Origin of the sequence: Rhodococcus sp. H-CA8f, from assembly GCF_002501585.1 — a bacterium.
Classification (GTDB): Bacteria; Actinomycetota; Actinomycetes; order Mycobacteriales; family Mycobacteriaceae; genus Rhodococcus_F; species Rhodococcus_F erythropolis.
In genome coordinates this window covers 5,486,381-5,512,114 of the sequence record NZ_CP023720.1, presented here as the reverse complement: position 1 = coordinate 5,512,114, position 25,734 = coordinate 5,486,381, and the positions used below count along the sequence as shown (strand labels likewise).

24 protein-coding genes and 1 riboswitch are annotated in these 25,734 nt (G+C 62.2%); of the genes, 12 read left to right on the top strand and 12 right to left on the bottom strand.

The features are described from left to right. Window positions 1-22: 22 nt before the first annotated feature. The 3 genes from CPI83_RS25620 (at window position 23) to CPI83_RS25610 (ending at window position 4,278) form a co-directional block, all read left to right on the top strand. Window positions 23-880: an alpha/beta fold hydrolase gene (locus tag CPI83_RS25620; protein ID WP_097387917.1), complete on the top strand. Its 858-nt coding sequence runs from the start codon at window positions 23-25 to the stop codon at window positions 878-880. A gap of 297 nt (window positions 881-1,177) precedes the next feature. Further along, window positions 1,178-3,721: an ATP-dependent Clp protease ATP-binding subunit gene (locus CPI83_RS25615; protein ID WP_003945604.1), complete on the top strand. Its 2,544-nt coding sequence runs from the start codon at window positions 1,178-1,180 to the stop codon at window positions 3,719-3,721. Window positions 3,722-3,798: 77 nt separating this feature from the next. Next, the gene (locus tag CPI83_RS25610; protein WP_019746801.1) at window positions 3,799-4,278 is read left to right on the top strand and encodes a nucleoside deaminase; all 480 of its coding nucleotides are present in this window, start codon (window positions 3,799-3,801) and stop codon (window positions 4,276-4,278) included. 57 nt (window positions 4,279-4,335) lie between these two features. Here the strand turns inward: CPI83_RS25610 and fadD5 are convergent, their stop codons facing one another. From fadD5 to CPI83_RS25595, 3 genes are all read right to left on the bottom strand, one after another. Further along, window positions 4,336-5,925: a fatty-acid--CoA ligase FadD5 gene (gene fadD5 / locus CPI83_RS25605; protein ID WP_097387916.1), complete on the bottom strand. Its 1,590-nt coding sequence runs from the start codon at window positions 5,923-5,925 to the stop codon at window positions 4,336-4,338. Window positions 5,926-6,020: 95 nt separating this feature from the next. After that, a complete protein-coding gene (locus CPI83_RS25600) occupies window positions 6,021-6,800 on the bottom strand; it encodes an enoyl-CoA hydratase (protein WP_097387915.1) in 780 nt (259 codons plus the stop codon). Next, complete coding sequence (locus CPI83_RS25595) at window positions 6,797-7,786, bottom strand: nitronate monooxygenase family protein (protein ID WP_020968363.1); 990 nt, start codon at window positions 7,784-7,786, stop codon at window positions 6,797-6,799. Before CPI83_RS25595 ends, CPI83_RS25600 begins: the two co-directional genes overlap by 4 nt. A gap of 338 nt (window positions 7,787-8,124) precedes the next feature. Here CPI83_RS25595 and CPI83_RS25590 point away from each other — a divergent pair, with 338 nt between their 5' ends. Together CPI83_RS25590 and CPI83_RS25585 are read left to right on the top strand one after the other, a co-directional pair. After that, on the top strand, window positions 8,125-9,348 hold the full coding sequence (locus CPI83_RS25590) for a TetR/AcrR family transcriptional regulator (RefSeq protein ID WP_050768644.1): 1,224 nt from the start codon (window positions 8,125-8,127) through the stop codon (window positions 9,346-9,348). Window positions 9,349-9,446: 98 nt separating this feature from the next. Continuing rightward, complete coding sequence (locus tag CPI83_RS25585; protein ID WP_003945839.1) at window positions 9,447-9,881, top strand: OsmC family protein; 435 nt, start codon at window positions 9,447-9,449, stop codon at window positions 9,879-9,881. Here CPI83_RS25585 and CPI83_RS25580 read toward each other — a convergent pair. Together CPI83_RS25580 and CPI83_RS25575 are read right to left on the bottom strand one after the other, a co-directional pair. Beyond that, window positions 9,856-10,338: a hypothetical protein gene (locus tag CPI83_RS25580; RefSeq protein WP_020906087.1), complete on the bottom strand. Its 483-nt coding sequence runs from the start codon at window positions 10,336-10,338 to the stop codon at window positions 9,856-9,858. The two genes, CPI83_RS25585 and CPI83_RS25580, sit on opposite strands and share 26 nt — an antisense overlap. Continuing rightward, window positions 10,335-10,850 carry a DUF4352 domain-containing protein gene (locus CPI83_RS25575; protein ID WP_019746807.1) on the bottom strand — a complete coding sequence of 172 codons (516 nt, stop codon included), beginning with the start codon at window positions 10,848-10,850 and terminating at the stop codon, window positions 10,335-10,337. Before CPI83_RS25575 ends, CPI83_RS25580 begins: the two co-directional genes overlap by 4 nt. A 24-nt stretch (window positions 10,851-10,874) precedes the next feature. Here CPI83_RS25575 and CPI83_RS25570 point away from each other — a divergent pair, with 24 nt between their 5' ends. Genes CPI83_RS25570 through CPI83_RS25560 form a run of 3 tightly spaced genes read left to right on the top strand, consistent with a single transcriptional unit; the run spans window position 10,875 to window position 13,632 of the window. Next, window positions 10,875-12,230: a histidine kinase gene (locus CPI83_RS25570; protein ID WP_021342791.1), complete on the top strand. Its 1,356-nt coding sequence runs from the start codon at window positions 10,875-10,877 to the stop codon at window positions 12,228-12,230. Window positions 12,231-12,278: 48 nt separating this feature from the next. After that, entirely contained in the window at window positions 12,279-12,932 is a 654-nt protein-coding gene (locus tag CPI83_RS25565) for a response regulator transcription factor (RefSeq protein WP_097387914.1), read from the top strand. A 55-nt stretch (window positions 12,933-12,987) separates the two neighbouring features. Further along, a complete protein-coding gene (locus CPI83_RS25560) occupies window positions 12,988-13,632 on the top strand; it encodes a DsbA family oxidoreductase (RefSeq protein ID WP_232816808.1) in 645 nt (214 codons plus the stop codon). Here the strand turns inward: CPI83_RS25560 and CPI83_RS25555 are convergent. Beyond that, entirely contained in the window at window positions 13,611-14,879 is a 1,269-nt protein-coding gene (locus tag CPI83_RS25555; protein WP_021342794.1) for a GAF domain-containing protein, read from the bottom strand. The genes CPI83_RS25560 and CPI83_RS25555 overlap by 22 nt on opposite strands. 95 nt (window positions 14,880-14,974) lie before the next feature. Continuing rightward, entirely contained in the window at window positions 14,975-15,754 is a 780-nt protein-coding gene (locus CPI83_RS25550; protein WP_080909047.1) for an acetoin reductase, read from the bottom strand. Between the two features lie 219 nt (window positions 15,755-15,973). On the opposite strand from CPI83_RS25550, the gene CPI83_RS25545 reads away from it, so the two are divergent. Together CPI83_RS25545 and CPI83_RS25540 are read left to right on the top strand one after the other, a co-directional pair. Further along, a complete protein-coding gene (locus CPI83_RS25545) occupies window positions 15,974-17,119 on the top strand; it encodes a hypothetical protein (protein WP_021332348.1) in 1,146 nt (381 codons plus the stop codon). Between the two features lie 140 nt (window positions 17,120-17,259). Next, window positions 17,260-19,095: an NAD(P)/FAD-dependent oxidoreductase gene (locus CPI83_RS25540; protein ID WP_020968370.1), complete on the top strand. Its 1,836-nt coding sequence runs from the start codon at window positions 17,260-17,262 to the stop codon at window positions 19,093-19,095. Window positions 19,096-19,154: 59 nt separating this feature from the next. Here CPI83_RS25540 and CPI83_RS25535 read toward each other — a convergent pair whose 3' ends face one another. From CPI83_RS25535 to mhuD, 3 genes are all read right to left on the bottom strand, one after another. Further along, complete coding sequence (locus CPI83_RS25535) at window positions 19,155-19,931, bottom strand: CbtA family protein (RefSeq protein ID WP_019746815.1); 777 nt, start codon at window positions 19,929-19,931, stop codon at window positions 19,155-19,157. Continuing rightward, window positions 19,922-20,116, bottom strand: coding sequence for a CbtB domain-containing protein (locus CPI83_RS25530; protein WP_003945915.1), 195 nt, complete (start codon window positions 20,114-20,116; stop codon window positions 19,922-19,924). Before CPI83_RS25530 ends, CPI83_RS25535 begins: the two co-directional genes overlap by 10 nt. A gap of 24 nt (window positions 20,117-20,140) precedes the next feature. Beyond that, a riboswitch (cobalamin riboswitch) is annotated at window positions 20,141-20,280 on the bottom strand. 87 nt (window positions 20,281-20,367) lie between these two features. After that, window positions 20,368-20,676 carry a mycobilin-forming heme oxygenase MhuD gene (mhuD, locus tag CPI83_RS25525; RefSeq protein WP_007726927.1) on the bottom strand — a complete coding sequence of 103 codons (309 nt, stop codon included), beginning with the start codon at window positions 20,674-20,676 and terminating at the stop codon, window positions 20,368-20,370. A 45-nt stretch (window positions 20,677-20,721) separates the two neighbouring features. On the opposite strand from mhuD, the gene CPI83_RS25520 reads away from it, so the two are divergent. Then, window positions 20,722-21,459, top strand: coding sequence for an alpha/beta hydrolase (locus CPI83_RS25520; protein WP_097388251.1), 738 nt, complete (start codon window positions 20,722-20,724; stop codon window positions 21,457-21,459). Here the strand turns inward: CPI83_RS25520 and CPI83_RS25515 are convergent. Both CPI83_RS25515 and CPI83_RS25510 read right to left on the bottom strand, forming a co-directional pair. Further along, complete coding sequence (locus CPI83_RS25515) at window positions 21,444-21,869, bottom strand: HIT domain-containing protein (RefSeq protein ID WP_019746817.1); 426 nt, start codon at window positions 21,867-21,869, stop codon at window positions 21,444-21,446. The genes CPI83_RS25520 and CPI83_RS25515 overlap by 16 nt on opposite strands. 38 nt (window positions 21,870-21,907) lie before the next feature. Next, window positions 21,908-24,526, bottom strand: coding sequence for a LuxR C-terminal-related transcriptional regulator (locus CPI83_RS25510; RefSeq protein ID WP_097387913.1), 2,619 nt, complete (start codon window positions 24,524-24,526; stop codon window positions 21,908-21,910). Between the two features lie 386 nt (window positions 24,527-24,912). Between CPI83_RS25510 and CPI83_RS25505 the strand changes: the two genes are divergently transcribed. Further along, on the top strand, window positions 24,913-25,725 hold the full coding sequence (locus tag CPI83_RS25505) for a hypothetical protein (protein ID WP_232816807.1): 813 nt from the start codon (window positions 24,913-24,915) through the stop codon (window positions 25,723-25,725). Window positions 25,726-25,734: the final 9 nt, after the last annotated feature.

Sequence of the window (25,734 nt, the reverse complement as noted above, 5' to 3'; positions counted from 1 at the left end):
TTCGGTGGGGATTCGAACATGCGTGGGTGCGCTCGCTCTGGCGGGGGCCGTGGCCGCGACCGCCACACCTCTTGCGTCGGCGAACGAACCTCTTCCCGTTCCGTCCGGTTTCTTCAGTGGAATCGCCCTCGAAGCGACCAACCCGGGCGGATCGGCCCCTGGCACCAACGACTTCTCGTGCACGCCTTCCGCTGCTCATCCTGATCCAGTCGTCCTGGTGCACGGGACGGCGGCCAACCGTCAGACCAATTGGGGCGTACTCGCACCCGTACTGGCCAACGAGGGATACTGCGTTTTCGCGCTCACCTTCGGGAATCGAACGGACCAGCCGTGGCCGATTTCCGCAGCCGGCGGTCTCGCACCACTCGGAGACAGCGCAGGGCAGCTGTCGGACTTCGTCGATGACGTTCTTTCTGCGACGAGTGCCTCGAAGGTCGACCTGATCGGACACTCTCAGGGGACGACGGTCAGTGCGTACTACGCCAAGTTCCTCGGCGGCGACGCGAAGGTTTCCAAGGTCGTCTCCATCGCTCCGTTGTGGGACGACTCGGAGGTCGGGCCGCCGGAAGGCGTCGGGGGACCGGATTTCGACAACGCCACCTTCGTGACCGAGCTGCGCGACGCGGGCGTCTACTCCGATGACGTCGAGTACACCAACATCGTGACTCGGTTCGATCAGGTAGTCGTTCCGTACAGCAGCGGAATACTGGCCGCGTCGAACGCGTCGAACATAGTTGTTCAGGACGGTTGCGAGCAGGACCTGTCGGATCACATCGCGTTGGTGGCGTCGCAGCGAACGGCGACTCTGACGCTCAACGCGCTGGATCCGTCGAATCCGCGTGAGGTGCCGTGCACTCGGGTACTCCCGATATTCGGCTGATCAGGCGTCGAAAATCGCTGTTCGCTTCAGGCGTACAGGAACCGGGAAACGATTCCCTCAGCTGCGACGTTGTGAACGGTAAGCAGTCCGGCTTCCGCCGCCAATCGGGTGGAGGAGCAGCAGGTGGACTTCGCGCCCTCTAGAGTAATAAGTGGGGTCGTGCAACCTTTGTCGATTCGTGGACGTCAGTCCGCTGACCGGCGAGGCGATCAGTCTGTAGTGCCGGAGCGAAACGCGGCGACCAGGGACGAGACATCCGGTCTCGAACCTGCCCGCCGGAGAGTGTGAGGGAGAGCGATGTTCGAGAGGTTCACCGATCGCGCGCGGCGCGTTGTTGTCCTGGCTCAAGAAGAAGCCAGGATGCTCAACCACAACTACATCGGCACGGAGCACATCCTTCTCGGCCTCATTCACGAGGGCGAAGGTGTTGCAGCCAAGTCGTTGGAGTCGTTGGGTATCTCCCTCGAGGGAGTCCGCAGCCAGGTCGAGGAGATCATCGGCCAGGGCCAGCAGGCTCCGTCCGGTCACATCCCCTTCACACCGCGCGCCAAGAAAGTCCTCGAGCTGAGTCTGCGCGAAGCGCTGCAGCTCGGACACAACTACATCGGTACGGAGCACATTCTGCTCGGTCTCATCCGTGAGGGTGAGGGCGTAGCAGCCCAGGTTCTGGTCAAGCTCGGTGCCGATCTCAACCGCGTCCGCCAGCAGGTCATCCAGCTGCTGTCGGGCTACCAGGGCAAGGAGCCCACCGAAACCGGTGGCACCCGCGGAGAGGCCGGCACGCCGTCCACCTCGCTCGTGCTCGACCAGTTCGGTCGCAACCTGACGCAAGCTGCCCTCGAAGGCAAGCTGGACCCGGTCATCGGCCGCTCGAAGGAAATCGAGCGCGTCATGCAGGTTCTCTCGCGTCGTACCAAGAACAACCCGGTTCTCATCGGTGAACCCGGTGTCGGTAAGACCGCTGTGGTCGAGGGCCTGGCTCAGGCAATCGTCAACGGTGAGGTCCCCGAGACCCTGAAGGACAAGCAGCTGTACACGCTCGACCTCGGGTCGCTCGTGGCCGGCAGCCGTTACCGCGGTGACTTCGAAGAGCGCCTGAAGAAGGTTCTCAAGGAGATCAACACCCGCGGAGACATCATCCTGTTCATCGACGAGCTGCACACCCTCGTTGGTGCGGGCGCGGCCGAGGGCGCTATCGACGCGGCCTCCATCCTCAAGCCCAAGCTTGCCCGCGGTGAGCTGCAGACCATCGGTGCTACCACTCTCGACGAGTACCGCAAGTACATCGAGAAGGATGCCGCTCTCGAGCGTCGTTTCCAGCCCGTTCAGGTGGGCGAGCCGACCGTCGAGCACACCATCGAGATCCTCAAGGGTCTTCGTGACCGCTACGAGGCTCACCACCGTGTCTCCATCACGGACGGTGCTCTCGTGGCAGCGGCGACGCTGGCCGACCGCTACATCAACGACCGCTTCTTGCCGGACAAGGCGATCGACCTCATCGACGAGGCGGGCGCGCGAATGCGCATCCGTCGGATGACTGCACCGCCGGACCTGCGCGAATTCGACGATCGCATCGCCGACGCGCGTCGCGAGAAGGAGTCCGCGATCGACGCGCAGGACTTCGAGAAGGCTGCGAACCTGCGTGACAAGGAGAAGACCCTCGTTGCTCAGCGTGCTGAGCGTGAGAAGCAGTGGCGTGCGGGCGACCTGGACGTCATCGCCGAGGTCGACGACGAGCAGATCGCCGAGGTTCTGGGCAACTGGACCGGTATCCCCGTCTTCAAGCTCACCGAGGAGGAGACCACTCGTCTGCTCCGCATGGAAGAGGAACTGCACAAGCGGATCATCGGCCAGGAAGAGGCAGTCAAGTCCGTCTCGAAGGCGATCCGTCGTACGCGTGCAGGTCTGAAGGATCCCAAGCGTCCCTCGGGCTCGTTCATCTTCGCCGGCCCGTCCGGTGTCGGTAAGACGGAGCTCGCGAAGTCGCTCGCCAACTTCCTGTTCGGCGACGACGACGCTCTGATCCAGATCGACATGGGCGAGTTCCACGACCGCTTCACCGCTTCGCGTCTGTTCGGTGCCCCTCCCGGGTACGTCGGATACGAAGAGGGTGGCCAGCTCACCGAGAAGGTGCGCCGCAAGCCGTTCAGCGTTGTGCTGTTCGACGAGATCGAGAAGGCACACCAGGAGATCTACAACACCCTCCTGCAGGTGCTCGAGGACGGCCGTCTCACCGACGGTCAGGGACGTACCGTCGACTTCAAGAACACGGTGCTGATCTTCACGTCCAACCTCGGTACGTCGGACATCTCCAAGGCAGTCGGCCTGGGCTTCAGCTCGGGAACGGGCACGGAGTCGAACTACGAGCGCATGAAGCTCAAGGTGCACGACGAGCTGAAGAAGCACTTCCGTCCCGAGTTCTTGAACCGTATCGACGACATCGTCGTCTTCCATCAGCTCACGAACGAGCAGATCGTTCAGATGGTCGACCTGATGCTCGCTCGCGTCGAGGCGGCACTCAAGAACAAGGACATGGCCATGGAGGTCACCGACAAGGCCAAGTCGCTTCTGGCCAAGCGCGGATTCGATCCGGTACTGGGTGCACGACCGCTGCGTCGCACCATCCAGCGCGAGATCGAGGACCAGATGTCCGAGAAGATCCTCTTCGGAGAGATCGGACCCGGCCACATCGTGCTCGTCGACGTCGAGAACTGGGACGGCGAAGGCTCGGGCGAGGACGCGAAGTTCACGTTCACGCCCACCAAGAAGCCGATCGACGTGCCGGACGCACCGCCGATCGAGCTGACCAAGGCCGGCGAAAGCGAAAGCGCAGCAGAGTAGTACAGCAGAGTAATTAACGAACGGGCGGCACCTCACCGGTGCCGCCCGTTTCGTGTATCACGGGAGAGGGCGTACACATGAACGACATCGAACTGGGTCACCTGCGTCGTTGCGTCGAATTGGCAACGGAAGCATTGGATGCCGGCGACGAACCTTTCGGTTCCGTCCTGGCAGCGGCCGACGGAACATTTCTGGCGGAAGATCGAAACAGGATCGCGGGCGGCGACAACACCCGCCACCCCGAGTTCGAGCTGGCTCGGTGGGCGGCTCAGTATCTGACGCCGGAAGAGCGTTCGACGGCAACGGTATTCACCTCGGGAGAGCACTGCGCGATGTGTTCGGCTGCGCACGCATGGGTGGGCCTCGGACGTATCGTCTACATCTGCTCTTCGGCTCAACTCGGCGACTGGCTCGCGGAGTGGGGTGCGGCCCCGGCGCCGGTGAAGTCTCTGTCCGTCAACGAGGTTGCGCCGAACGTCCCGGTCGAAGGTCCGGTGCCGGAGTTGGTTCCGCTGGTGCGAGAACTGCATCGGAAGTTGCATTCGCAGAGCGCTTGACGGGCACACGCAAACGGGCGGCACCCCGCTGGAGGTGCCGCCCGTTTGCGTGTGGAGTCAGGAAACTGCGTCGACCGCTCGAACCTTCTCTCGCAGTTCGCCCTTGACGACCTTGCCGCTTGCATTGCGCGGCAGAGCTTCCACGACGACGATGTCCTTCGGGTGCTTGTAGCGCGCGAGACGATCATTGAGGAAGCTGCTCAGTTCCTCGATGGTCAGGTCCACGGTTGAACCTGGCGCCATCGCGACGATCGCTACCGGCACCTCACCCCACTTGGCGTCGGGGCGACCGACGACGGCCGCTTCGACGATCAATTCGTGTTCGTAGAGAACGTTTTCCACCTCGGCGCAGTAGATGTTCTCTCCGCCGGAGATGATCATGTCCTTCTTGCGATCGACGACGTAGACAAAGCCTTCGTCGTCGACTCGAACGAGATCGCCGGAGTGGAACCATCCACCGTGGAAGGCGTCAGCGGTGGCGGTGGGGTTGTTCCAGTACTCGCTCATCATCGTGGGCCCGCGGTAGACGATTTCACCGATTTCACCGGGCGCCACGTCGTCCATGTTCTCGTCGACGACCCTGGCCGAAATGGTCGGGATGACCCGACCGACGGATCCGAGCTTGCGAATCGCATCCTCACCGTCGAGAACGCAAGTGATGGGCGACATCTCGGTCTGACCGAAGACTGCGACATTGAATGCGTCCGGGAAGGTTTCGGCCATTGCCCGCAGGATGGTATCGGACGATGGTGCGGCGCCCCACGAGATGTTCTTCAGCGACAGTGCTCGAGGTTGCGCCTTCTGCACTGCGCACACGGCCTGCCATTGCACGGGCACGAGGAACAAGCTGGTGACCTTCTCGGCTTCGAGAATGTCGAGTAGTTGACCAGGGTCGAATGCGCCGACCGGATGGATCACCGTGGTCGTGCCGAGTTGCAGGCTCGGCGCGATGGAACCGAGGGCCGCGATGTGGAACATGGGCGACGCGCAGAAGCCGATGGAATCGGCATTGAACAGGTGGAAGGCCCTGATACAGGTCAATGCTTGCGAAGACAGGTTGGAGTGGGAGAGCACCGAACCCTTGGGGCGACCGGTGGTTCCCGAGGTGTACATGATGAGTGCAGGAGTGTCGTCCGGGATGTCGACGAACGCGTGCGGCTCGCCCGCCTCGCTGATCAGGTCCTCGTAGTTCAGGCTGTCACCCTCGGCGGGGGCGCCTACGGTGATGGAGATGTCGATACCCTCTGACGCGGCACGCGCCGCTCCGGCCAGTGGAGCCAATGGTCCCTCGGCGACAATGACTTTGGAGCCGGAGTCGTTGACCAGGTACGCGATCTCGGGTGGCGTGAGACGGAAGTTCACCGGAACAGCTATCGCGCCCAATGCGTTGGTCGCGAGCACGATCTCGAGGTATTCGGGGCGATTGAGCATCAGGATGAGCACGCGGTCGCCGAAGCTGACGCCGCGTCGGGCTAGAGCGTCTGCCAGCTTCTCGACGCGTGCGTCGAGGGTGCTCCAGGTGATGGAATCGCCCAAGAATCGCAGCGCGGTGCGATCGGGAATCATCTGCGCATGCCTGGCGATCTGATTGTTCCAGTTGGTGCGGCGTGAACGCTGCGCCTCGGAGACTGCATCGGTGGAGGCCATCGATGGGTTCCTCTCATGCGTGGGTGATTGTGTGACTCAGGCTACAGTGAGCCGTCGATTCTCACAGTGGTTTTGTTAACGAAAATTCGCAACGACTACTTGAAGTGCGGTGCGCGCTTCTGCAGCATCGCCATCGCGCCTTCTTTGAAGTCGTCGCCGGTGAGAAGTTCTGCCTGACCGGTATTTTCGATCTCCAACGCGGCATCGAGGCGGTCCAGCGTCGCCGCATTGAGTGCGCGCTTGGTGAGTTCGAGTGCGCGTCGGGGAGCCTTCGACGTGCGATCGACGACCGAGTCGACGAGTGCGTCGAACGCGTCGTCTGCGACGGTGCGGGACACGAGCCCGAAACGCTCTGCGTCCTCGGCGGAAACCCGCTCGCCCAGCAACGCCATCTCGGCCGCTCTGGCACGTCCGATCGCTGCCGGCACCAGCGCACTGGCGCCGCCGTCGGGCATCAGGCCGATGTTGACGAACGAGAGGAGGAAATAGGCGCTCGATGCTGCGTACGTCAGGTCCGCGGCCAGGGCGATGGACACTCCGACGCCGGCTGCCGGGCCGTTGACCGCGGCGATCACCGGGACCGGGGCGCTGGTGATGGCGCGAATCAGAGAAGTCGCGGCATCCATGACAACTTTCGGGTCTGCGGGGTTGAGGGCCGCTGCCGCAAGATCGGCTCCGGTGCAGAACGCTCGACCGGATCCGGTGATCACGATGGTACGAACTCTCGGGTCTGCGCCTCCCTCTCTCACGGCGGCTGCGAAAGCAGTCATCGTGGGTAGATCGATCGCGTTCATCCGCTTCGGGCGGTCGAAGGTCAATCGCAGTACACCGTCGGTGATTTCGGAGCGGAAGCCCGTCTCGGCGGTGGCGGTCATGCCGCGCTCACAGCGGTGACGAATCCGGAAAGCCGTGAGGTGATGAGGTGTTCGGCCTCCGCGACCATGCGGTCGATCATGTCGGCGACGGTCGGGATGTCGTTGATCAACCCTTGGCTTTGCCCGGCGGACCAGATGCCTGCATCGAGATCGCCGTCTTCGAAGACCTTGCGCCCGCGTGCCCCGGCGACCAGATGCTGGATGTCGCTGAACTGCGCGTCGCCGCGCGCCTCGATGTCGACGACTTCGGCGCTGATCGCATTCGCTGCTACGCGTGCGGTGTTGTGCAGAGTCCGGAAAATCAGCTTGGTGTCACGCTCGGTGTTGGCGACTATCTGCTCTTTAACCGATTGTGCTACAGGAGATTCCACGGTGCACATGAATCGAGTTCCCATGTTGACGCCGTCTGCTCCGAGCGCAAGCGCCGCGACGAGTCCGCGGGAATCTGCGATTCCGCCTGACGCGATCACCGGAATCGTGAGTTGCTGCGTGGCCGCCGGAATCAGAATCAGCCCTGGTATGTCGTCTTCACCTGGGTGTCCGGCGCATTCGAAGCCGTCGATGCTGACGGCGTCGACGCCCAGTCTCTCGGCCTTGACCGCGTGACGAACTGCAGTGCACTTGTGGATCACCTTCACGCCCGCGTCCTTGAAATGCGGAAGATGATCGATCGGATTGGAACCGGCCGTCTCGACGATCTTGATCCCGGATTCGATGATCGCCTGGCGATATTCGGCGTACGGCGGCGGCGTGATCGACGGCAGAATCGTGAGATTGACGCCGAACGGCTTGTCGGTGAGATCGCGGGTCCGAGCAATTTCCTTGACGAGATCTTCCGGAGTGGGTTGGGTAAGGCCGGTCAGGAACCCCAGGGCACCGGAATTTGCCGTGGCCGCAACAAGTTCTGCGCGTCCTACCCACATCATGCCGCCCTGCACGATCGGATGGTCTACGCCGAACATCTCGGTGAAGCGAGTGCGAATCATCTGCTCACAACTACTTTCTTACGATCGGTCAATCGGCATCGAACCCTATTGCAGGCGAATAAAAATCCTGTGCTGCATGGAACGAGCCCGCCAGCGGACTGCGTGCAAGTTTGTGCGAATCATCACTAACATAACACCGGTGTGAGAGCGGGTGTCAAGACTCTTTTTCCGGAATCCGTCCGCCGTGACAGCCGCGTTGTAGGGTTTCGGGTGAAGCCGTACCGGGCGCGAATTGCGACCTTCGCGACGGTTAACATGGTCCGTTCGGACTCGCGCCCGTAGAAATGCGGTGCAGCGGACGAAGGCAGTGGACGAAAGCAACGGAAGTGGAGGGTCAGGTGCCCGGACAGACACGCGTCTCCGTGAGCGGCAGTGGCTCTGCACCACGAACGCGTCCGAAGAATCGGAAGGCCCAAATCGCGGCCGCTGCCGCGGAGGCATTCAGTGAACGTGGCTACCACGCGGTCGGCATCGACGAGATCGCAGCGAAGGTCGGAATCTCCGGACCGGCCCTCTATCGTCATTTCCCCACGAAATACGCGCTGTTCGTCTACACCGTGAACAACCTGACCCAGGCGTTGCTGGATGCCAGCGATCCCGCGGTACACGGAAACGACGATCCACGCGAGCAGTTGAACTCCACCATGGTGGGGGTCATCCGCGCGACGATCGAGAATCGGCGTAGGGGAGGGCTCTACCGTTGGGAGGGCCGGTACCTGGTCGACGAGGATCGTGAGCAATTGCGGGAGGGAATGCGCACGCTCAATCTTCGGATTGCCGGGCCGTTGGCCGCAGTGCGCCCGGAACTGGACCCGGCCGACGTCGAGCTGATCGCACCGGCTGTGCTCAGCGTGATCGCCAGTATCACCGGTCATCGATCGGCGTTGTCCGCCAAGCAGATCGAATCGTTGATTCTCGCAGCTTGTTGGTCGGTCATCGGCGTCGAGTTGCCCGTTGGTGCGAAGGACAGCGGGAAGAAAGCGGCGCCCGAACGCAAACCCGGTCTTGCTCGGACATCGAAACGTGAAGTGCTGCTTCAGGAAGCCGTATTGCTGTTCGATCAGCGCGGCTATCACGACGTGAGTATCGAGGAGATCGGCGCTGCAGCGGGTATCAACGCGTCGAGCGTGTACCGGCACTTCGCGAGCAAAGCCGATCTACTCGCCGCGGCTTTCTATCGGGCGTCCGATCGCCTGACGATGACGTTGGGTTCGGCGTTGGCGGAGTCGGAGACACCACTCGCGGCCGTAGAGACATTGGCCAAGATGTACGTCGAGGTGTCGTTCGGCAGAAGCGAACTGTTGGCAGTCTATTTCGCCGAGATCGGCAGCTTGCCGGACCGGTCGCGGACCGAGTTGCGGAACATCCAGCGGCTCAACGTGGAGGAGTGGGCGCACTTGTGCGTCGAGGCGCGGCCGGAGTTGACGATCGTCCAAGCGCGGTTCCTCGTCCACGCGGCGCTCGGTCTGGTCTTCGACATCGGCAGGATCGTGCACTTTTCCTCGGAGAACTCCGCGCAAGCACGCGTCGAGAAATTGCTGACCGCGACTCTCCTGGGGTAGCGCAGTCCGAAACAGTAGGTGTGACTTCACGTATCGCGGGTAGGTTCGTGATCGCAAGGCGTTCACCGAATCATGTGAAGACGGAAGTAGGGACAGCAATGCCAACTCGTACCGCACGCACCGCCTGGAACGGCACCCTCGAAGCCGGGTCGGGACAGGTCGAACTCACCAGCTCGGGTGTCGCGACCTTCGATGTGTCGTTCCCCAAGCGCGCAGCTGAGGAAGCCGGCGGAACCACCAGCCCCGAAGAACTGATCGCCGCGGCACATTCGTCCTGCTACGCGATGCAGTTGTCGGCACTGATCGCCGAGGCCGGCGGAACTCCGCAGAGCCTCGACATCACCGCAGACGTGTCGCTGGGCCCCGACACGGTCGGCTTCAAGCTCACCGGAATCAAGCTCACCGTTCGCGCCGAGGTCGACGGCCTCGACGCCGACGGTTTTGCCAAGGTTGCCCAGGCGGCCAAGGAAACGTGCCCGATCAGCAAGGCGCTGACCGGCGTCGACATCACGTTGGATGCGGCACTGGACTGATCACCTCGTGCTCGGGCGCCCCCTGCGGCGCCCGAGTGCGGTTGTGTGTGACGACCAGGTAGCTTGCGAACAATATCGGGAGCACCCACAGATCCGAGGGATCACGAAAGACCACGATCGGCAAGAGCTCGCCGCGGAATCCTCCTGCGGTCCAGCGGAAAAACCCGATCACCCACTCGTACGCGTCGCCGATCGGCGAGACCGTCTTCACCGCGGCGAAGCCGATGCCCGTGACCGCGATGGACCAGGCGATCGCTGCTCGCCCCGCCAGCTTTCGTCTGAGCACCTCGAGAACCGAGAGCAGGAGCAAGGGAAACAGGAACACGCCGGCGACGTCGGACAGCTTGCCCGTCATCGTGTTCCCGAATGCCCCTTTGAGTACGTGGTCGTTGACCAAGATGACGGCCACCGAGACCAGCGCCCACGGACTCAGCAGCAGATCGCCCGGGCGGTTCACGACAGGTTGATGGTTGCCGAGCCGGACGAGAACAGGTCGCACTTGAACTGAAGGCGAAGACCGGTGGCGGCTTCGGGGACCTCGTACGCCAATTCGCCTCGCTTGGCTGCACCCGGCGCAAGCTCTCCGTCGACACTCGACGTGCTGCTGTCGGTGAACGTGATGTTGTACGACTTGTTGGTCGAGTCCTGCAGTTCGAAGCACATCATCGATGACACAGTCGACGGCTTGTCGCTGTTGTTGGTGACCTCGGTGTCGACCACGACGTAGCGGTTTCCGGGATCCGCGGTGATGAACTGATTGGTCGAGACATAGGGATCGACAACGCCGTGTACCTGGACGCGCCAGTCGCCCAGTTCGACGACGTCACCGATGCCGAAGGCAGCCGCGGGTGCGGCGGAAGAACCGTTGTCGTCGACCTTCTTCGCTTCGTCGGTCTCGCCAGAGGCGATGGTTGCGAACAGGGCTGCGCCGACGGCGAGGAGGGCGAGGGGAGTACGGAGTGATCGCATGATGTGCGCCTTTCGAGAGTTGGTATGGCACAAGTCAACGATGTGGGGACCGCTCACCGCTTCGGTCGAAAGATCGGGGAGCCTCATCCTTTCGGTCGGAGCTTGACGGTTCGTCCACCCGTTCGGCTGATTCGAGGCGTCGGTGGCGGTGGATACGCTTGCTCGGTGATCACCACCAAAGGAACCGTTGTGCGACGACGCGTATGGACTACCGCCGCCGTCGCGTTCAGCCTTTTCTGTTCCTTCATGACGGTGGGCATCGCAGGCGCGTCGGGAAATATGCCACCGGTATTGGTCGGGATCGGGTTCGTCCTGGGCGTGGCCGGTGGGATATCGCTTGTCTGGCGCCATCAACATCCCTGGGTGGTTCTGGCGATCACGCTGGTCGGCCCGCTGTTCTTCCCCACCGATGCGACGGCGGCGCTCATCGCGTTGTTCGCCGTTGCTCGGATCGCGCGTGGGCCTCGGCTTGCAGCAGCCGCGGCAGCTGTCTTCGTCGTGTGCGGAATTTCGTTGACCTACGACGCTTTTCGAAATCGTGAGTACTCCGTTCTCACGATGGGCACCGCGAAACCCAAAGACGGTTCGGTGGTTGTTCAATACGACGTCGCCATCTGGATCCCGTGGCTCGTCGCTGCCGTCATGGTCGGCATTGTCGTGGCGCTCTCGCTCCTGATTCGGACCAGAACCGAACTCGTCGAGGCAGAGCACGTACGGGATCTGGCCACCGAGAAAACCGACGTGATGCGCGACGAGATGATTCGCACCGAGGAACGAACGCGGATCGCTCGAGACATGCACGACACGATCGCGGCCAGTTTGAGCCGGATCTCGTTGTTCGCCGGCGGGTTGCAGGTCAGCGCGGCAGACAATCCCGAGAAGGTCGTCAACACCGCAGCGATGATCAGAACCACCGCGCACGAGGCTTTGGACGAATTGAAGGGAATCGTCGGAGTGCTCAGGGGAAGCGGTGATCGCCGCGAACACGGTGGGCACCAGGGGATCGACGCGATCGGTGACCTGGTCAACAGTGCACGCGCGGCAGGCATCCACTGCCGTCTCGAATCCGAGTTGCTCCCGGGTGATGTCGGAATGTTGGCGGGGCATGTCTGTTATCGCGTCGTTCAGGAATCGTTGACCAACGTCCAGAAGTACGCGAGCGACCAAATGCTCGTCATTTCCGTGACCGGGTCGCCGCACGACGGAATCCGCATCCTCGCACGCAACAAACTGAGCGAGCTTGCACCCATGACGTCAATCGGTTCACGATCCGGCCTACGCGGGTTGGCCGAACAGGCGCGAGAGATCGGCGGCAAGGTGGAGGCAGGCGCGTTGGGGGACGATTTCCTCGTCAGTTGCTGGGTGCCCTGGTCGTCGTAGCCCTCCCGACCTCTAACTGTCGGGGGCTCTGGGTAATCTGAGCGCACTATGGACGCTGACTCGCGCATCACAGTTTTGATCGTCGACAACGACGCGTGGGTTCGGCGCGGGATGAAGGACATCCTGGAAGCAGCGCCGGACATCGTGGTGGTTGCCGAGGCCGAGGACGGCGATCAGGTCGCAGCCAAGGTCACTCGTTTTCGTCCCCACGTGGTGCTGATGGATCTGAAGATGGCACGGGTCGGTGGCTTGGAGGCCACGCGTGAATTGATGACCATGGGCAATCCACCGAAGGTCATTGCCATGACCGCCTTCGACGTCGACGACATGGTTGTGCAGGCAGTCGAGGCGGGCGCGCACAGTTTCCTGAGCAAGGATGCAGCTCCGCAGGCGTTCCAGCAGGCAGTGCGGGTAGTGGCGTCGGACCACTCGTTGTTCAGTTGCGATTCTCTGCGCGCCATCGTGGCCTCGTCGCCGCGTCGGCAAGCGCCCGATCAGACTCCGCTCGCTTCGCTCACCGAGCGTGAGCGTGAAGTGCTGACAATCCTGGCGACAGGCGCGGCCAACAGCGTCATCGCGGAGCGGCTGTACCTCGGTGAGACCACCGTCAAGACGCATATATCTTCGCTGTTCGGCAAGCTGGGTGTGCCCAACCGCGTGAGTGCATCGTTGATCGCGTTCCGGTGTGGCCTTGTGACGTGACTCGGGACTAATCCCGACCCTGTTCGTTGTTGCACCTTCGGTGACTGATCAAATCGTGATTGACCAAGACGTGACCATCGAAGTGTGGTCGGACGTCGCTTGTCCGTGGTGCTACATCGGAAAGACCAGGTTCCTCTCGGCGCTGGATCGTTTCGAGAACAAGGACCGCGTCAACGTCATCTGGCGCTCGTACCAGCTCGCTCCGGAGACCCCGGTGGGAGAGGGCCGAACCGAACTCGACGCCTTGGTCGAGATGAAGGGGATGGCGCCTGATCAGGTACGTCAGATGTTCGCCCACGTCAGCGCGACGGCCGCCGAGGTCGGGTTGACCTTGGACTTCGAAACCGTGATCGCCGCCAATACCTTTGATGCGCACAGGTTGCTGCATCTCGCGGGTGAGCGGCAGAACGAACTCCTCGAAGCGCTGTTCAAAGCGCACTTCAGCGACGGCAAGGTGATCGACGACCGTGAGGTGCTGGTCGAGCTGGCCGTGAGCGTCGGCCTCGACGCCGATGTCGTGCGCGAGCAACTGGGCTCCGATGCCGCAGCGGAGGCTGTCCGCGAAGATCTCTCCATGGCCCGCCAACTGCAGGTCAGCGGCGTTCCGTTCTTTGTCGCGAACCGTGCGGTTGCCGTGTCCGGCGCTCAGCCCGAAGAGGTGTTTCTGCAGTTGCTCACTCAGGCCTCCGAACCGGCCTGAGTAAGGCGAGCGGCACGCACAGCCGGGGCGTTCGAAAACGGCAACAGATGTGCGCCGTTCACGGGGCAGGACAACGTCACGTGCGCTGCATCGACGAACCGGTACGGCTGCGCTGCAACAACTCCGGCGAGGTTCTTTCGCAGACGCGACATCTCGGCCCGCGCGGTCACCGTGCGGGCCGGGTCGCCGAACAGATCTTGCGCCAACCGCGATGCAGTCAGTCCCCGTCTCTCGGATCCGAGGAGGAACAGAATCTCCGCGTGTCGTTGGGTGGGGGCGTATGCCCATTCGCCGAAACCCGACGTGACGGTCACCGACATGTTCTCGGAATCGCGCAGATCGATATGTACCGTGGGCGCGCTGATTCTCTCGCCGGTGGTGATCGGTCTAACCAGCCACCCGCCGGGAAGCGGATCCAGTTCGCACAGGCCCAGTGCCGGGAACCATGTCCTGCCGGGAGCCAAAGCTGCGGGGAGCAGCACGCGCGAGCGATGAGGTAGCGCGTCGACCGCTGCGACCCATCCGTGGGTGTCGATCACCAATGCGGGTGATCCGCTTCGTGCAAGCATCGGCCCTGCAACAGAACGTAGTTGATCGAGATTGTCCCGATGCTTGTCGCGCAGGTGTGATTGAGCGAGGCGTGCGACGGCGTCGACCAGGGCGAGCGTCGTGGGATGGACGGTCTTGGCAGGACCACTGATGTCGACGACGCCGATGACACGGTCGTCCCGCGGATCACGGATGGGCGCCCCCGCACACGTCCACGGATGATGGCTGCGCGCATAGTGTTCCGCCGAGAAGATCTGAACCGCCTGTCGTGACACCAATGCCGTTCCGATGGCATTGGTGCCGACGCTGTCCTCCGCCCAGTTCGCCCCTTCGACAAATCCCAGACGCGCAGCTTGGTCCAGTACGCGATGGGAACCGCTGCGCCACAGTACAGTTCCGCGAAGATCTGCGACGACCATGATGTTCTCACCGCTCGCGGTGACCGATTCGAGTCCGCGTGTCACGTCGTCGAGCACGTCGTACAGTCCGGACTCACGACGACGGAGATCGAGTTCGGCGACGTCCATCGACGGTTCGACCCGGCTGTGCTCGGGATCGATACCGAGTTCGCGCAGGCGCTGCCACGATTGGCGAACCACGTCCCTCGGGCGGGCCGGTGCGCGGTCTCCGGCCATCGTCGCGTCGTACACCGCGGCGAGGGTCCTCGCGTAGTCGCGAGGATCCTCGCCGGGCGGCATCGCAGGCTCTGGCAACCGCTTTTTCAGTGAAGACACCGCTTTCAGTGAAGACACCGCTTTCGGCGAAGACGCCGCTTTCAGTGAAGACACCTCGGTCAGCGGTAGACGAGACCGCCGTCGATGAGACCGGCCTGCCCGGTCATGTAGTCGGAATCGGGCCCAGCGAGGTAAGAGACGAAACCGGCTACGTCGTCGGGGGTTTCAGCTCGACCCAGCGCAATTCCGCCGACGAACTTCTCGTAGGTGGCGCCCTCTGGCGCACCGGTCAACTCGGCGAACCTCTTGTCGATCGTCACCCACATGTCGGTGCCCACGACGCCGGGGCAGTACGCGTTGACGGTGATTCCGTCGGTCGCGTATTCCTTGGCCGCAGCCTGAGTGAGGGCCCTGACCGCGAATTTTGTTGCGCTGTAAACACCTAACATGGCGAACCCGTCATGACCGGCGATGGACGACGCGTTGATGATCTTTCCGCGCTGACCGAGCGCCTGGAACTTTGCCGCTGCGGCTTGAATTCCCCACAGGACACCGTCGACGTTGACGCTCCAGATCTTGGAGACCTCTTCCGGCGTCGCATCGGAGATCGGGCCGACGAGAGCGATTCCCGCGTTGTTGACGATGACGTCGAATCCGCTCAACTCACTGTGCGCGTGTTCGACTGCGGCGTGAACCTGCGCGCGATCGCTGACATCGGCGATAAACGTCGTCGCACGACGACCGATCTGTCTGATCTCGTCGGCAACCGCATCCAGCTTGGTCTGGTCGAGGTCGACCAACGCGATGTCGGCGCCGTCGTGGGCGAGGCGGAGAGCGATTCCGCGTCCGATTCCTTGGCCGGCGCCGGTGACCAGTACTACCTTGCCCGTGATGCTCATGCAGATCTCCTCGTAAGCAGTGAACCAGTCGGTTGTGAACCGGTGAGTGATTTGTATGTGACGGCGACCACAATGCGGAAGGGTTGCACCGTGTTGCAATTCCGGAAAATCGGACAGCAGTTGCAACCCTCGGCAACCCTCCCGGTACCCCGCGCGACGGTTCCATAGTTGCGCCACCACTTCGCGAATCATCTTGCGAGACAATCTGGGAGAGGGCACATGACCGCTACAGTCGACACACCCACGGAACCGGCCACGCCGAGCCGACAACCGTCACGCCGCTGGATCGGGTTCGGGATCGCGAACCTCGTGATCGTTCTCGTGCTGGCCGTGGCGAGTTGGTACCTTCTGGCCGATCCGACCACCAGTCCCTGGAGTTTCTATCCTCTGCCGTTCAACGCGGCGCTTTTCTGGGCAATCCTTTTTGTTGTGTTCATCGGCTTCAATTGCGAGTTCGCCGGCTTCGATCGACTCCCGCAGCCGGCGAAAGGCTTGGCGATCATGGTCGCGACCGCGGTCTTCGCCGTCGTGGTGACGTGGCTCCTGGCAAACGGCTTGGGGAGTTTGTACCCGGATTTCGCGGCCGATCGTGAGGGCGGCCTCGGATATTTCGCGGGTGCGCTGTTCGTGCTCTTCGGCTTCGGGACCTGGGTGATGGTGGTCCTGAACTGGCAGCATTGGCCGTGGACTTCCCTAGGGATGAAGCAGCCGTTGGTGGGTTTGTGTGAGATCGCGTTTGTCGCCGTCCCGACGCTGGCGCTGTACTTCGTGTTCGGTCTGCCGTCCGTGTCGCTGTCCGCCACGGATCCGTTGATGACCGTCGACACCGTACTCGGGTGGTTCTACTGCGTCGTGGTGGTCGTGATCCTGACTGGCCAGACGCTCGACAACTGGCCGTGGCGACTGTTCGGCGGCGGGGGTAAGACGGCGCTCGCAGCCACGATCGGTAACTTCGCCGTCGGAACCGGCTTGTACTTCGTGGCGCTTCCAGTGGTGAAGGCACTTGTGGGAAGCGATGCCGTTGCCGAGTTGGGTGGTGTGGTCCATCAGTTCCCGGCGCAGCTCGGTGTGTGCTGGGCCTTCTGGATGATCTTCTGGGCCAACGCCTTCGGTAACAAGCCCACGGGCTTTTCGGACGGGGTCAATCTGGCGATCCGCGCGCTGCTCACGTTTGCGCTCGCGGTGGTCACATTCTTGTTCTATTACCGCTTTGCGGCAGAGCACATTCTTCACGAGCCGGCAGTTGTCGACGGATTGCACGGCAATGCACTGGGTTTCGTGGACTGGGCGGTGTTGTGGACGCTGTTCTACGTCGTGGGATTTCAGTCGCTGGGACTCGGCAAATTCAAGCCTGCTGAGGGGTGAGTCGGTTGCCCGCACATCGGTGCGGGTAACCGGTATCGGGCGGCGACACCGCGCCCGCTGATTGCAACAGACTGCAACGCTTGTGACCGGGGCCACTTATGGGATGTGCTGTGTGTCACATTCACAAACAAGGAGAAGTGATGACGCAAACCATCGATTCCGCAGTCACCCCCGAGGTGAAGTTGACGGCGGTGACACCTCAGGAACGCGTCGACGCCTGGCTGGCGGATTTCGAGTCGGCCCTCGCGGCTCGTGACATCGAGCGTGTGGCAGGCAAATTTGCACTCGACAGCTTCTGGCGCGACTTGGTGTCGTTCACCTGGAACATCAAGACCGTCGAAGGTCGCGAGCAGATTGCCGACATGCTCTCCGAGCGTCTCGACGACACCGATCCTTCGGGATTCCGGACCACCGAGACACCCGACGAAGCCGACGGCGTCACGTCGGCCTGGATCGAATTCGAGACTGCAACCGGTCGCGCGCACGGGCACCTTCGTTTGAAAGGAGATGAAGGTTGGACCCTGCTGACGTCGTTGCAGGAATTGAAGGGACACGAAGAAGGTAAGGGCACTCGCCGGCCTCGTGGAGCCAAGCACGGAGCAGACCCGAACCGCATCACGTGGGCCGAGCAGAAGGAGATCGAGGATCGCGAACTCGGTTACACCACACAGCCTTACGTCGTGATCGTCGGCGGCGGACAGGGAGGCATCGCCCTCGGTGCCCGGATGCGCCAACTCGGAGTTCCGGCCATCGTGATCGACAGCCACGAGCGGCCGGGTGATCAGTGGCGCGGACGCTACAAGTCCCTGTGCCTGCACGACCCGGTTTGGTACGACCACCTGCCATACATGCCGTTCCCCGACAACTGGCCGGTGTTCGCGCCCAAGGACAAGATCGGCGACTGGCTCGAGATGTACACCAAGGTCATGGAGGTTCCGTACTGGAGTTCCACGACCTGCACCTCTGCGTCGTTCGACGAGAAGACCCAGGAATGGACCGTCGAGGTCAACCGCAACGGCGAGAAGCTGACGTTGCGTCCCAAGCAGTTGGTGATGGCGACGGGTATGTCCGGCAAGGCCAACGTTCCGACGTTCCCCGGGCAGGACAAGTTCCTCGGCGATCAGCACCACTCGAGCAAGCACCCCGGCCCGGATCAGTACGTGGGCAAGAAGGTCGTCGTGATCGGGGCCAATAACTCCTCGCACGACATCTGCGGTGCACTGTGGGAGAACGGCATCGACGTCACGATGGTGCAGCGCAGCTCGACGCACATCGTGAAGTCGGATTCGCTGATGGATTTGGGCTTGGGTGATCTGTACTCGGAGCGTGCACTGGCCGCGGGCATGACGACACACAAGGCAGACCTCACGTTCGGTTCGCTGCCGTACCGAATCATGCACGAGTTCCAGATCCCGGTGTACGACGCAATCCGTGAGCGCGACAAGGATTTCTACGATCGCCTCGAGAAGGCGGGCTTCGAGCACGACTGGGGCGACGACGGTTCAGGTCTGTTCATGAAGTACCTACGCCGCGGCTCGGGGTACTACATCGACGTCGGCGCGGCCGAACTGGTTGCCAATGGAGACATCAAGCTCGCGCACGGCAACATTCGTGAGCTGACCGAGAACAGCGTGATCCTCGAAGACGGTACGGAATTGCCTGCCGACGTGGTGGTCTACGCGACGGGTTACGGCTCGATGAACGGCTGGGTGGCGGATCTGATCGGTCAGGACACCGCCGACAAGGTCGGCAAGGTGTGGGGCCTGGGGTCGAACACCACCAAGGATCCGGGACCGTGGGAAGGCGAGCAGCGCAACATGTGGAAGCCGACGCAGCAGGAAGCGCTGTGGTTCCACGGAGGCAATCTGCACCAGTCGCGCCACTACTCGCTGTACTTGGCGTTGCAGTTGAAGGCGCGTTACGAGGGCATCCCGACGCCGGTGTACGGACTGCAGGAAGTGCATCACCTGAGCTGAAATAGAACTGCTGTGCGCCTTTATTAACCGCCCGCGGTTAATAAAGGCGCACAGCAGGTTCAGCGAAGGGCGTACTTCTTTGCTACTTCGGTGTTCTTGGTCGCGCGCTCGGTGAGGAAGGCGAATGCCAACCCGAGTACGAGCCAGAGCGTCGCCTGCGTAGCGAGCGAGGAAAGTCGGAACTCCCACAGCAGAGTTGCCGGGAAGTCCTCGCCCACCTCGTTGATGCCGGGAAGCGAGACGTAACCGATCGTGGCGATCACCAGGAACGCAGCCACCGGAGCAGCGATGCGCACGCTGAGGAACTCGTGCCCGGAAACTGCCTTTGCCGCCGCTGCTGCCGCGGTGACGGACAGTAGCCCGAGAATCACGGCGGCCAGCCACAGAAGTGTGCGCTGGTTGATGGTGTCGGGATCTCCGACGGCCGGCGGATTGGCCGGGTACTTGAAGAAGGGCACGGCCTCGATGGCCAGCCAACCACCGACGGCGATGGTGATCGCCAACAACGGCCCGGACATTCCGGTGAGTCGTCGAGCGTAATTGGCAACGACCGAGAAGATCGCCCCGAGTGCCAGTCCGGCCAGCGCTGTGGCCAGGAACAGCCCGGCGCGCTGCCCGTCGCGGCTCACCAGTGGTTCTTCTTCGTCACCGTGCGAATGCCCAGCGGCTTCGCCGGCAACCTCACCGGTGGCGCTGTTGGCTTCTTCGATCGCAATGGCGGCATTGACGTGCGGTTCACCCAGCACGAATGCAACTCCGCCGGCAAGGATGCCTGCGATCAATCCAGCCAACAAACCACGAATGAGAAGCTTCGTGAAATTGTCGACTAGTGGCACGGCAGGCCCATCAAGTGTCGACCGTCGTGCATCAATTCATGCATGTACATGCCGGTGCGAGAGATAGCGCCCTGGTCGAATCCGACCAGGTAGAGAGCGAGCATCGCGAACAGAACTACTGCAGCGGCGAGGAAAGCAAGACGAGTCGAATCGATCGACGTATCGGGAGAATAGGCGAGAGCCATCGAAGCCTCCTGGGATTTTCGCGTCCCCTAGGTCCATGCGATGGCCGAAGTGTCTGGCTGTCGAAATAGTCGTGCCGAAAAAGGCACTTCACCTCGAATTACAGTGGCGCGACCGCTCCGGGCTTTCACCGGATTCCTGTCGGACCATCGCGTTTACATGCGAACTTTTGCACTACTGCCCGCACCGTGTCAACGCGTAAGCCGAGATGACCGTCGATTGTGCCCGCCAAGGCGGGCACAATCGTTCTAGATCAGCTCTTTGCGGCGACGTCCAGAACAACTTCGAACTCGAGCAACGACGCACCCGAAGCGACGGGCTTCGCACGCTCGCCGGAATGGGCTTCGCGGGCAGGGCCGTCACGCCAATCGGCGAACGCCTGCTCGGACTCCCACTGCGTCACCACGAAGTAGCGGCTCTCACCTGCGGTGGGGCGGAGGAGTTGGAATCCGAGAAAGCCCGGGGAGTTCTCGACTGCATGAGCGCGTGCTGCGAAGCGCTTCTCCAGTTCGGGGCCGGCGCCCTCGGGGACCTCGATTGCATTGATCTTCACGACTGCCATGCAAGCGACATTACCCGCGCACCTTCACCGCGTACCGTGACACTCGTGTTGCATGACGAAGGTGGAACAGGACAACCGATTCTGTTGTTGCACGGCCTCATGGGCAGCTCGAGGACGTGGCGACGCCAGGTGCCGTGGATCCGCGAGTTCGGCCACGTCTACACGTTCGACGCCGCCGGTCACGGCCGGCCCGCGCCGTCAGAGCTGACCACCGAGGCATTCGTCGACGACCTGGCATCTGCCGTTGCGTCCATCGAGGAGCCGATGATCGTGATCGGCCATTCGATGGGGGCTCTGCACGCGTGGTGCTTCGCCGCATCGCATCCCGAAAAGGTTTGTGCACTGGTCCTCGAAGACATGGCTCCGGATTTTCGCGGACGCACCGCCGCGGATTGGGCTCAGATGATCTCGGCGTGGCCGCAGCCGTTTGCTTCCGAGGACGCGATGAAGGAATTCTTCGGGCCCGTCGCCGGCCAGTACTTTCTCGACTCTTTCGACCGCCGCGACGACGGGTGGTACCTGCACGGCGAGGTGTCGACCTTCCGCGACATCTCGGAGGAGTGGGGCACGAGGCATTTCTGGGATCAGTGGCAGGCGATCGACGTGCCGACCTTGCTGATCGAGGGAGAGTTCACCATCACCCCCGAGGGACAGATGCGAGAGATGGCCGAGAGACCGGGAACTCGGTACGTACGTATTGCCGATGCAGGCCACCTGGTTCACGACGATCAACCGCAGCGCTATCGCGAAGTGGTGACGGAATTCCTTCAGACGGTGAGCTGACTGCGGATCGACGCGCCCACCTGCTCCAGTTCGACGGCTCGCCTGGCCAGGAGTCCGGCAGCGAACTTCGCCTTGTCGCCGCGATGGCGGGGGACAACGTGGAGGTGCGAGTGGAACACGGTTTGGCCCGCGGCACGCCCGTCGTTGACGAGAAAGTTGACTCCGTCAGCGGCGATGTCGCAGCGGCGTAGAGCTCCGGCGATGAGCGTGCCGACGCGGAACATCTCTGCGCCCTCGTGGCTTTCGAGAGCATCGAGGTTTTCTGCATGACGCTTGGGGACCACCAGTGTGTGTCCGCGACTCACCGGTCGGGCGTCGAGAAATGCAAGAGTCGTCTCGCTCTCGTGGACGAGAATCGCCGGCTCGGTCAGCGCGACGATCTTGCAGAAGACACAGGTATCGGTGCTCATGCCTACAGAATGTAGTCCGAATCAGATCCGACACGGGACTACAGCAGGCGCAGCTGACGTGCCTTCGTGATCGCTTCGTTTCGATTGTGTACGTCGAGCTTCTTGTAGAGAGTGCGCAGTTGAGTCTTGACGGTGTTGACGGACACGTAGAGTTTGTCGGCCATCGCGGCCGATCCCATGCCGAGCGCCAGGAGGGAGAGGACCTTCTGTTCGCGTTCGGTCAGCTCCACGATACGTACGGATCCCGGAAATGATTCCGCAGGAGCACTTTTCGAGAACTCGGCGAGTGCACGCGATTTTGTTACTGCCATCGATTCGAGTTTCTCGACGTCCGCCGATCCGATGGTCGCGAACGGACGCAGAAGTCCGGTTTGGTCCGCGATACTGCACGCTCTGGACCACTCCTGAGAGGCGAGGCGTGGCTCACCCAGCTCGGAGTGTGCAACCGCTTGCACCAGAAGCGATTCCATCTGTGCCCGCGGATAGGATTCGCCAGACCAGTCGAACTGATGGCACAGCGCCACAGCGGCCTCGTTCTGGCCGATTCGCTGACGTAAACGCGCCACCGACGCGAGCGTCCACGGGTTGGCTGCAGGATCGGCAATTTCCTTGGCCAGAGCCGTCGCCTTGTTTCCCTCGCCGAGTGCGAGCAGGAGATCGATTTCTGCGGATTGCAGCAGAGGAAGCGCGAAAGACGTGGCCGTGTACTGCTTGGAATGCACTCCAATCGCGTTGTGGAGCAGGGACAGAGCGGAAGATGCACTGCTCTGAGTCAGGGCAAATTGGCTGTGCGCATAGACGACGAACGCCCATAGCTCCTCGGTGTCGGACGGAACGCCGAGTTCGGTCAGTGCGATACGTGCGTCACCGAAGTCGAGTGTGTCGAGAGCGGCGAGAGCCCGTGCCGTCAAGCCGGCGATCTTGACTACAGGTTCGAGCCAGCCCCCGGGGTCAGGATGCTTCTGTTCGAGTTCGAACCAGTGTCTGGCCTGCCGCGGCTCACCTGCCAAAGCCCAATTCAGGGCGGCACTACCCGCAGAGTTGCGAGCGATGAAGTCGACTCCGTGAGACAGGGCGCCGTTGTATGCCATTCGAGCCTTGATCGTGGATTCGGTGAACCTGCCGCTCAATTGAAAATTGATCGCCCATTGAAGTCGCATCAGGGGGAGTTGTGCGCTGACCGCTTCCGGATTGTTTTCCAGCGCACTGCGGCTGAGGTGAGACAGCCGCCTGGTGGTCTCTGCCGAGAGCCCGTATTCACCGGCCATCCTGAGCATGATCGATTGAACGCAGGCGATGCTCAAGGCGTCCTTCGCGCTGGGTTGGGCGCCGAGTTCCCACAGTTCGGCCGGCGATTCGGGTAGCAAGTCGACTACCGTGGATCGCTTGCTCGGATGCATCGTGAACAAGGCACGCCCGGCCTCAACGGCAGAGTGCTTGTCGGCAGCTTCCGCCGGAATCCGTTGGAGGGCGGAGCGAACCGAGTCCAGGTTATGCACGATCATCGTCACCCAATGTTGTTCGACGATGTCTACTGCCAGGGTCCAGTTCTGTGCCTCGACCGCGTAGTCCAGCGCCGACGCGTGATGACCGTTGTCGAGTCGATTGTGAGCGAGGAATGAAAGACGTTGCGACGGATCGATTCCCACGCGAGTGTGGTGCGCGAGTAGCGATCGTCGAATGGCGGGAGGCAATTCCCATGTTTCGTCGGCTTCGGCCTCGACGCGCGACAACAAGCCGGCTGTCTCCAGCGTCACCAGCCGCGAGCGGATCTCATGAACGGTTTCGGCAGTGTCAGGGCGCTGGGACTCGAACAGCATTGTGGCGACGCCGACGGTGATCGATCGACCAAAGGCGGTCGCGAGTAGGAACTCATGTTGCTTTAGGCGCTCAGTGGTGGCGAGAACGGAATCAGTCACGTAATCGTCTATCGCTTGCGCGGTGTTCGTTTTGATCTCTCGCTCACGGTTGCTGTTACGTGAGTCCCTGACGGCGGCGACTGCGGCGCGAACCAATGCGGGCAGCCCACCCGTCAGGGATGTGATTTGTTCTGCATCACCTTCAGCCGTGCGCACCCCCGCCTGTTCCAGCAATTGGGCGGTATCGGATGTCGTGAACAACAGCTCATCGGCGCCGATGACCTCGTGATCCGTGTCGAGAAGGTATGGCTCGGCGAACATGCCGAATCCCGAGAGCGTGACCACGAGGTCCAGGTTGTGGCAGAGGGTGAGGAGATCGATCAACTGATCGTCCAACTCTGGTTCCGATATCAGATCCGGCCTGATCAGCACGAGCAGCACGGGGCGGCTGAGGGCGTTCAGGGATTTGGCGGCAGCGGTGAAAGGATCGGCGAGATCGTCGACGTCGGGCAGTGCGATTCCGGCAGCGTGGATTCGATCGAGGACAACGGCCCAGAAATCTTCGAGTGTCGACGAGGGCTCTGGGGCCGAGACCCAGACGAGTATTCGTTCGGATGCCAGATGGGCGCGCAGCCACGATGCGATCAACGACGATTTCCCGTGGCCGTTCGGTGCACGGACGATGGTCAGAGCGGCGCGTCGATCCAGTTTCGCGAACAGTGCTTGCCGAGGAATCGACTCGGTGAGAGTGCGCCTTTCGGGAATAGCTGCCCAGTCGTGGCCGTCCCTCCCGAACATCAACGCGGACCCTTTCTGCTTTCACGCCCCACGCTAATTGGCGGATTTGGGCGGATTGTCTCGATCCATCTATCTACAGGGAGGAGCGTAGCTGGTGCGAATCCAGAGCGTGTCATCCCGGGCAATTCACCCGCGACTTCACCCCGGGTGAGAGAAGTTCACCCACATAATCATGCCGTCACCATTGGCTTTCGAGTCCCTCGAGCGACTTCTATTGAACGTAGCTCGGGATTCGCCAAATCTGGTCGAGAGTGCCCGACCGGGCCCCGAGGGTCGGCCATCGAAGGAGTGTCGTGAGAACTCGTCTGTCAGTGGTGTGGTCGAAGGCGGTTACGGTCCGACTCCGACCGAGAGCGTGCGCCCGAAGAGTGCGAGGCGTAGTCGTGGTGACGGGAGTGTTACTTGTCGGCGCAGCTGCGCTCGGTGCGCTACCGATGCAGTCGGATGTTCGATTGGCAGCCGAGGGAGAGTCCGCTTCTCCCTTCACCGTCGAGTTGACGGCGATTGACGGTGCGCCGCCCTTCGACCCCGGTGACGGTCCAGGGCTCGATACCGGACCGTCCAACGGCATTGTCCGAGAGGGTGATCCGGTGACGTATGTCGTAGACATCGGCGTCCGGGGCAACCCGCTCTCGGACGTGGTCGTGCAGCTTCCGGTGCCTCGAGGTTTCGTTCTACCGTCCGTGCCTGACTACTGCGGAGACGGCTCGGGTGTCGACGAGTTCGGGTTACATTGCCTGATAGGCAATCTGGAAGCGGACCGGTACTTCACCCGGACAGCGACGATGACTGCGGGAAAGCGGGAAGACGCCGACGGTCTACCGATTGCTGCACTGGTCACCGCAGATCGAGGGGCGGCTCGCGTGCGGTCGGACGATGTCACCGTGCGGGTGGCGACCACCCCGGGAGTGTGTGATCCACAAGGGAATTCTGTTGGTGGTCGGAGAGACCAGGGGACAGCTGTCTCGGCAGATGGACGGATCTCAGGTCTGGTGACGTCGGGCATCTCGGAGGCGGTGGTGATCAACGGCGTCGATCAATGCGGGCACGCGATAGCGCGGACGGTGAAACCGTTCGAGGGTCGCTTCTCGTTTGTCGGACTCCTGCCGGGGGCGTATCGCGTCACGGTCGACGGCCGAGCGCCGGTGGACGTGGAGTTGGAACCAGGCGCAATGGCGGTCGGTGGCCTGACGTTCTGATACAGCCCT

Excerpts from the sequence above, each read along its gene's own strand:
- CPI83_RS25540 (WP_020968370.1), top strand. The coding sequence starts at position 17,260 with ATGACGCAAACCATCGATTCCGCAGTCACCCCCGAGGTGAAGTTGACG.
- CPI83_RS25600 (WP_097387915.1), bottom strand. The coding sequence starts at position 6,800 with ATGACCGCCACCGCCGAGACGGGCTTCCGCTCCGAAATCACCGACGGT.
- CPI83_RS25555 (WP_021342794.1), bottom strand. The coding sequence starts at position 14,879 with ATGCCGCCCGGCGAGGATCCTCGCGACTACGCGAGGACCCTCGCCGCG.
- CPI83_RS25545 (WP_021332348.1), top strand. The coding sequence starts at position 15,974 with ATGACCGCTACAGTCGACACACCCACGGAACCGGCCACGCCGAGCCGA.
- CPI83_RS25565 (WP_097387914.1), top strand. The coding sequence starts at position 12,279 with ATGGACGCTGACTCGCGCATCACAGTTTTGATCGTCGACAACGACGCG.
- CPI83_RS25595 (WP_020968363.1), bottom strand. The coding sequence starts at position 7,786 with ATGATTCGCACTCGCTTCACCGAGATGTTCGGCGTAGACCATCCGATC.
- CPI83_RS25530 (WP_003945915.1), bottom strand. The coding sequence starts at position 20,116 with ATGGCTCTCGCCTATTCTCCCGATACGTCGATCGATTCGACTCGTCTT.
- CPI83_RS25570 (WP_021342791.1), top strand. The coding sequence starts at position 10,875 with ATGGCACAAGTCAACGATGTGGGGACCGCTCACCGCTTCGGTCGAAAG.
- CPI83_RS25585 (WP_003945839.1), top strand. The coding sequence starts at position 9,447 with ATGCCAACTCGTACCGCACGCACCGCCTGGAACGGCACCCTCGAAGCC.
- CPI83_RS25610 (WP_019746801.1), top strand. The coding sequence starts at position 3,799 with ATGAACGACATCGAACTGGGTCACCTGCGTCGTTGCGTCGAATTGGCA.
- CPI83_RS25550 (WP_080909047.1), bottom strand. The coding sequence starts at position 15,754 with ATGAGCATCACGGGCAAGGTAGTACTGGTCACCGGCGCCGGCCAAGGA.
- fadD5 (WP_097387916.1), bottom strand. The coding sequence starts at position 5,925 with ATGGCCTCCACCGATGCAGTCTCCGAGGCGCAGCGTTCACGCCGCACC.
- CPI83_RS25515 (WP_019746817.1), bottom strand. The coding sequence starts at position 21,869 with ATGAGCACCGATACCTGTGTCTTCTGCAAGATCGTCGCGCTGACCGAG.
- mhuD (WP_007726927.1), bottom strand. The coding sequence starts at position 20,676 with ATGGCAGTCGTGAAGATCAATGCAATCGAGGTCCCCGAGGGCGCCGGC.
- CPI83_RS25510 (WP_097387913.1), bottom strand. The coding sequence starts at position 24,526 with ATGTTCGGGAGGGACGGCCACGACTGGGCAGCTATTCCCGAAAGGCGC.
- CPI83_RS25575 (WP_019746807.1), bottom strand. The coding sequence starts at position 10,850 with ATGCGATCACTCCGTACTCCCCTCGCCCTCCTCGCCGTCGGCGCAGCC.
- CPI83_RS25615 (WP_003945604.1), top strand. The coding sequence starts at position 1,178 with ATGTTCGAGAGGTTCACCGATCGCGCGCGGCGCGTTGTTGTCCTGGCT.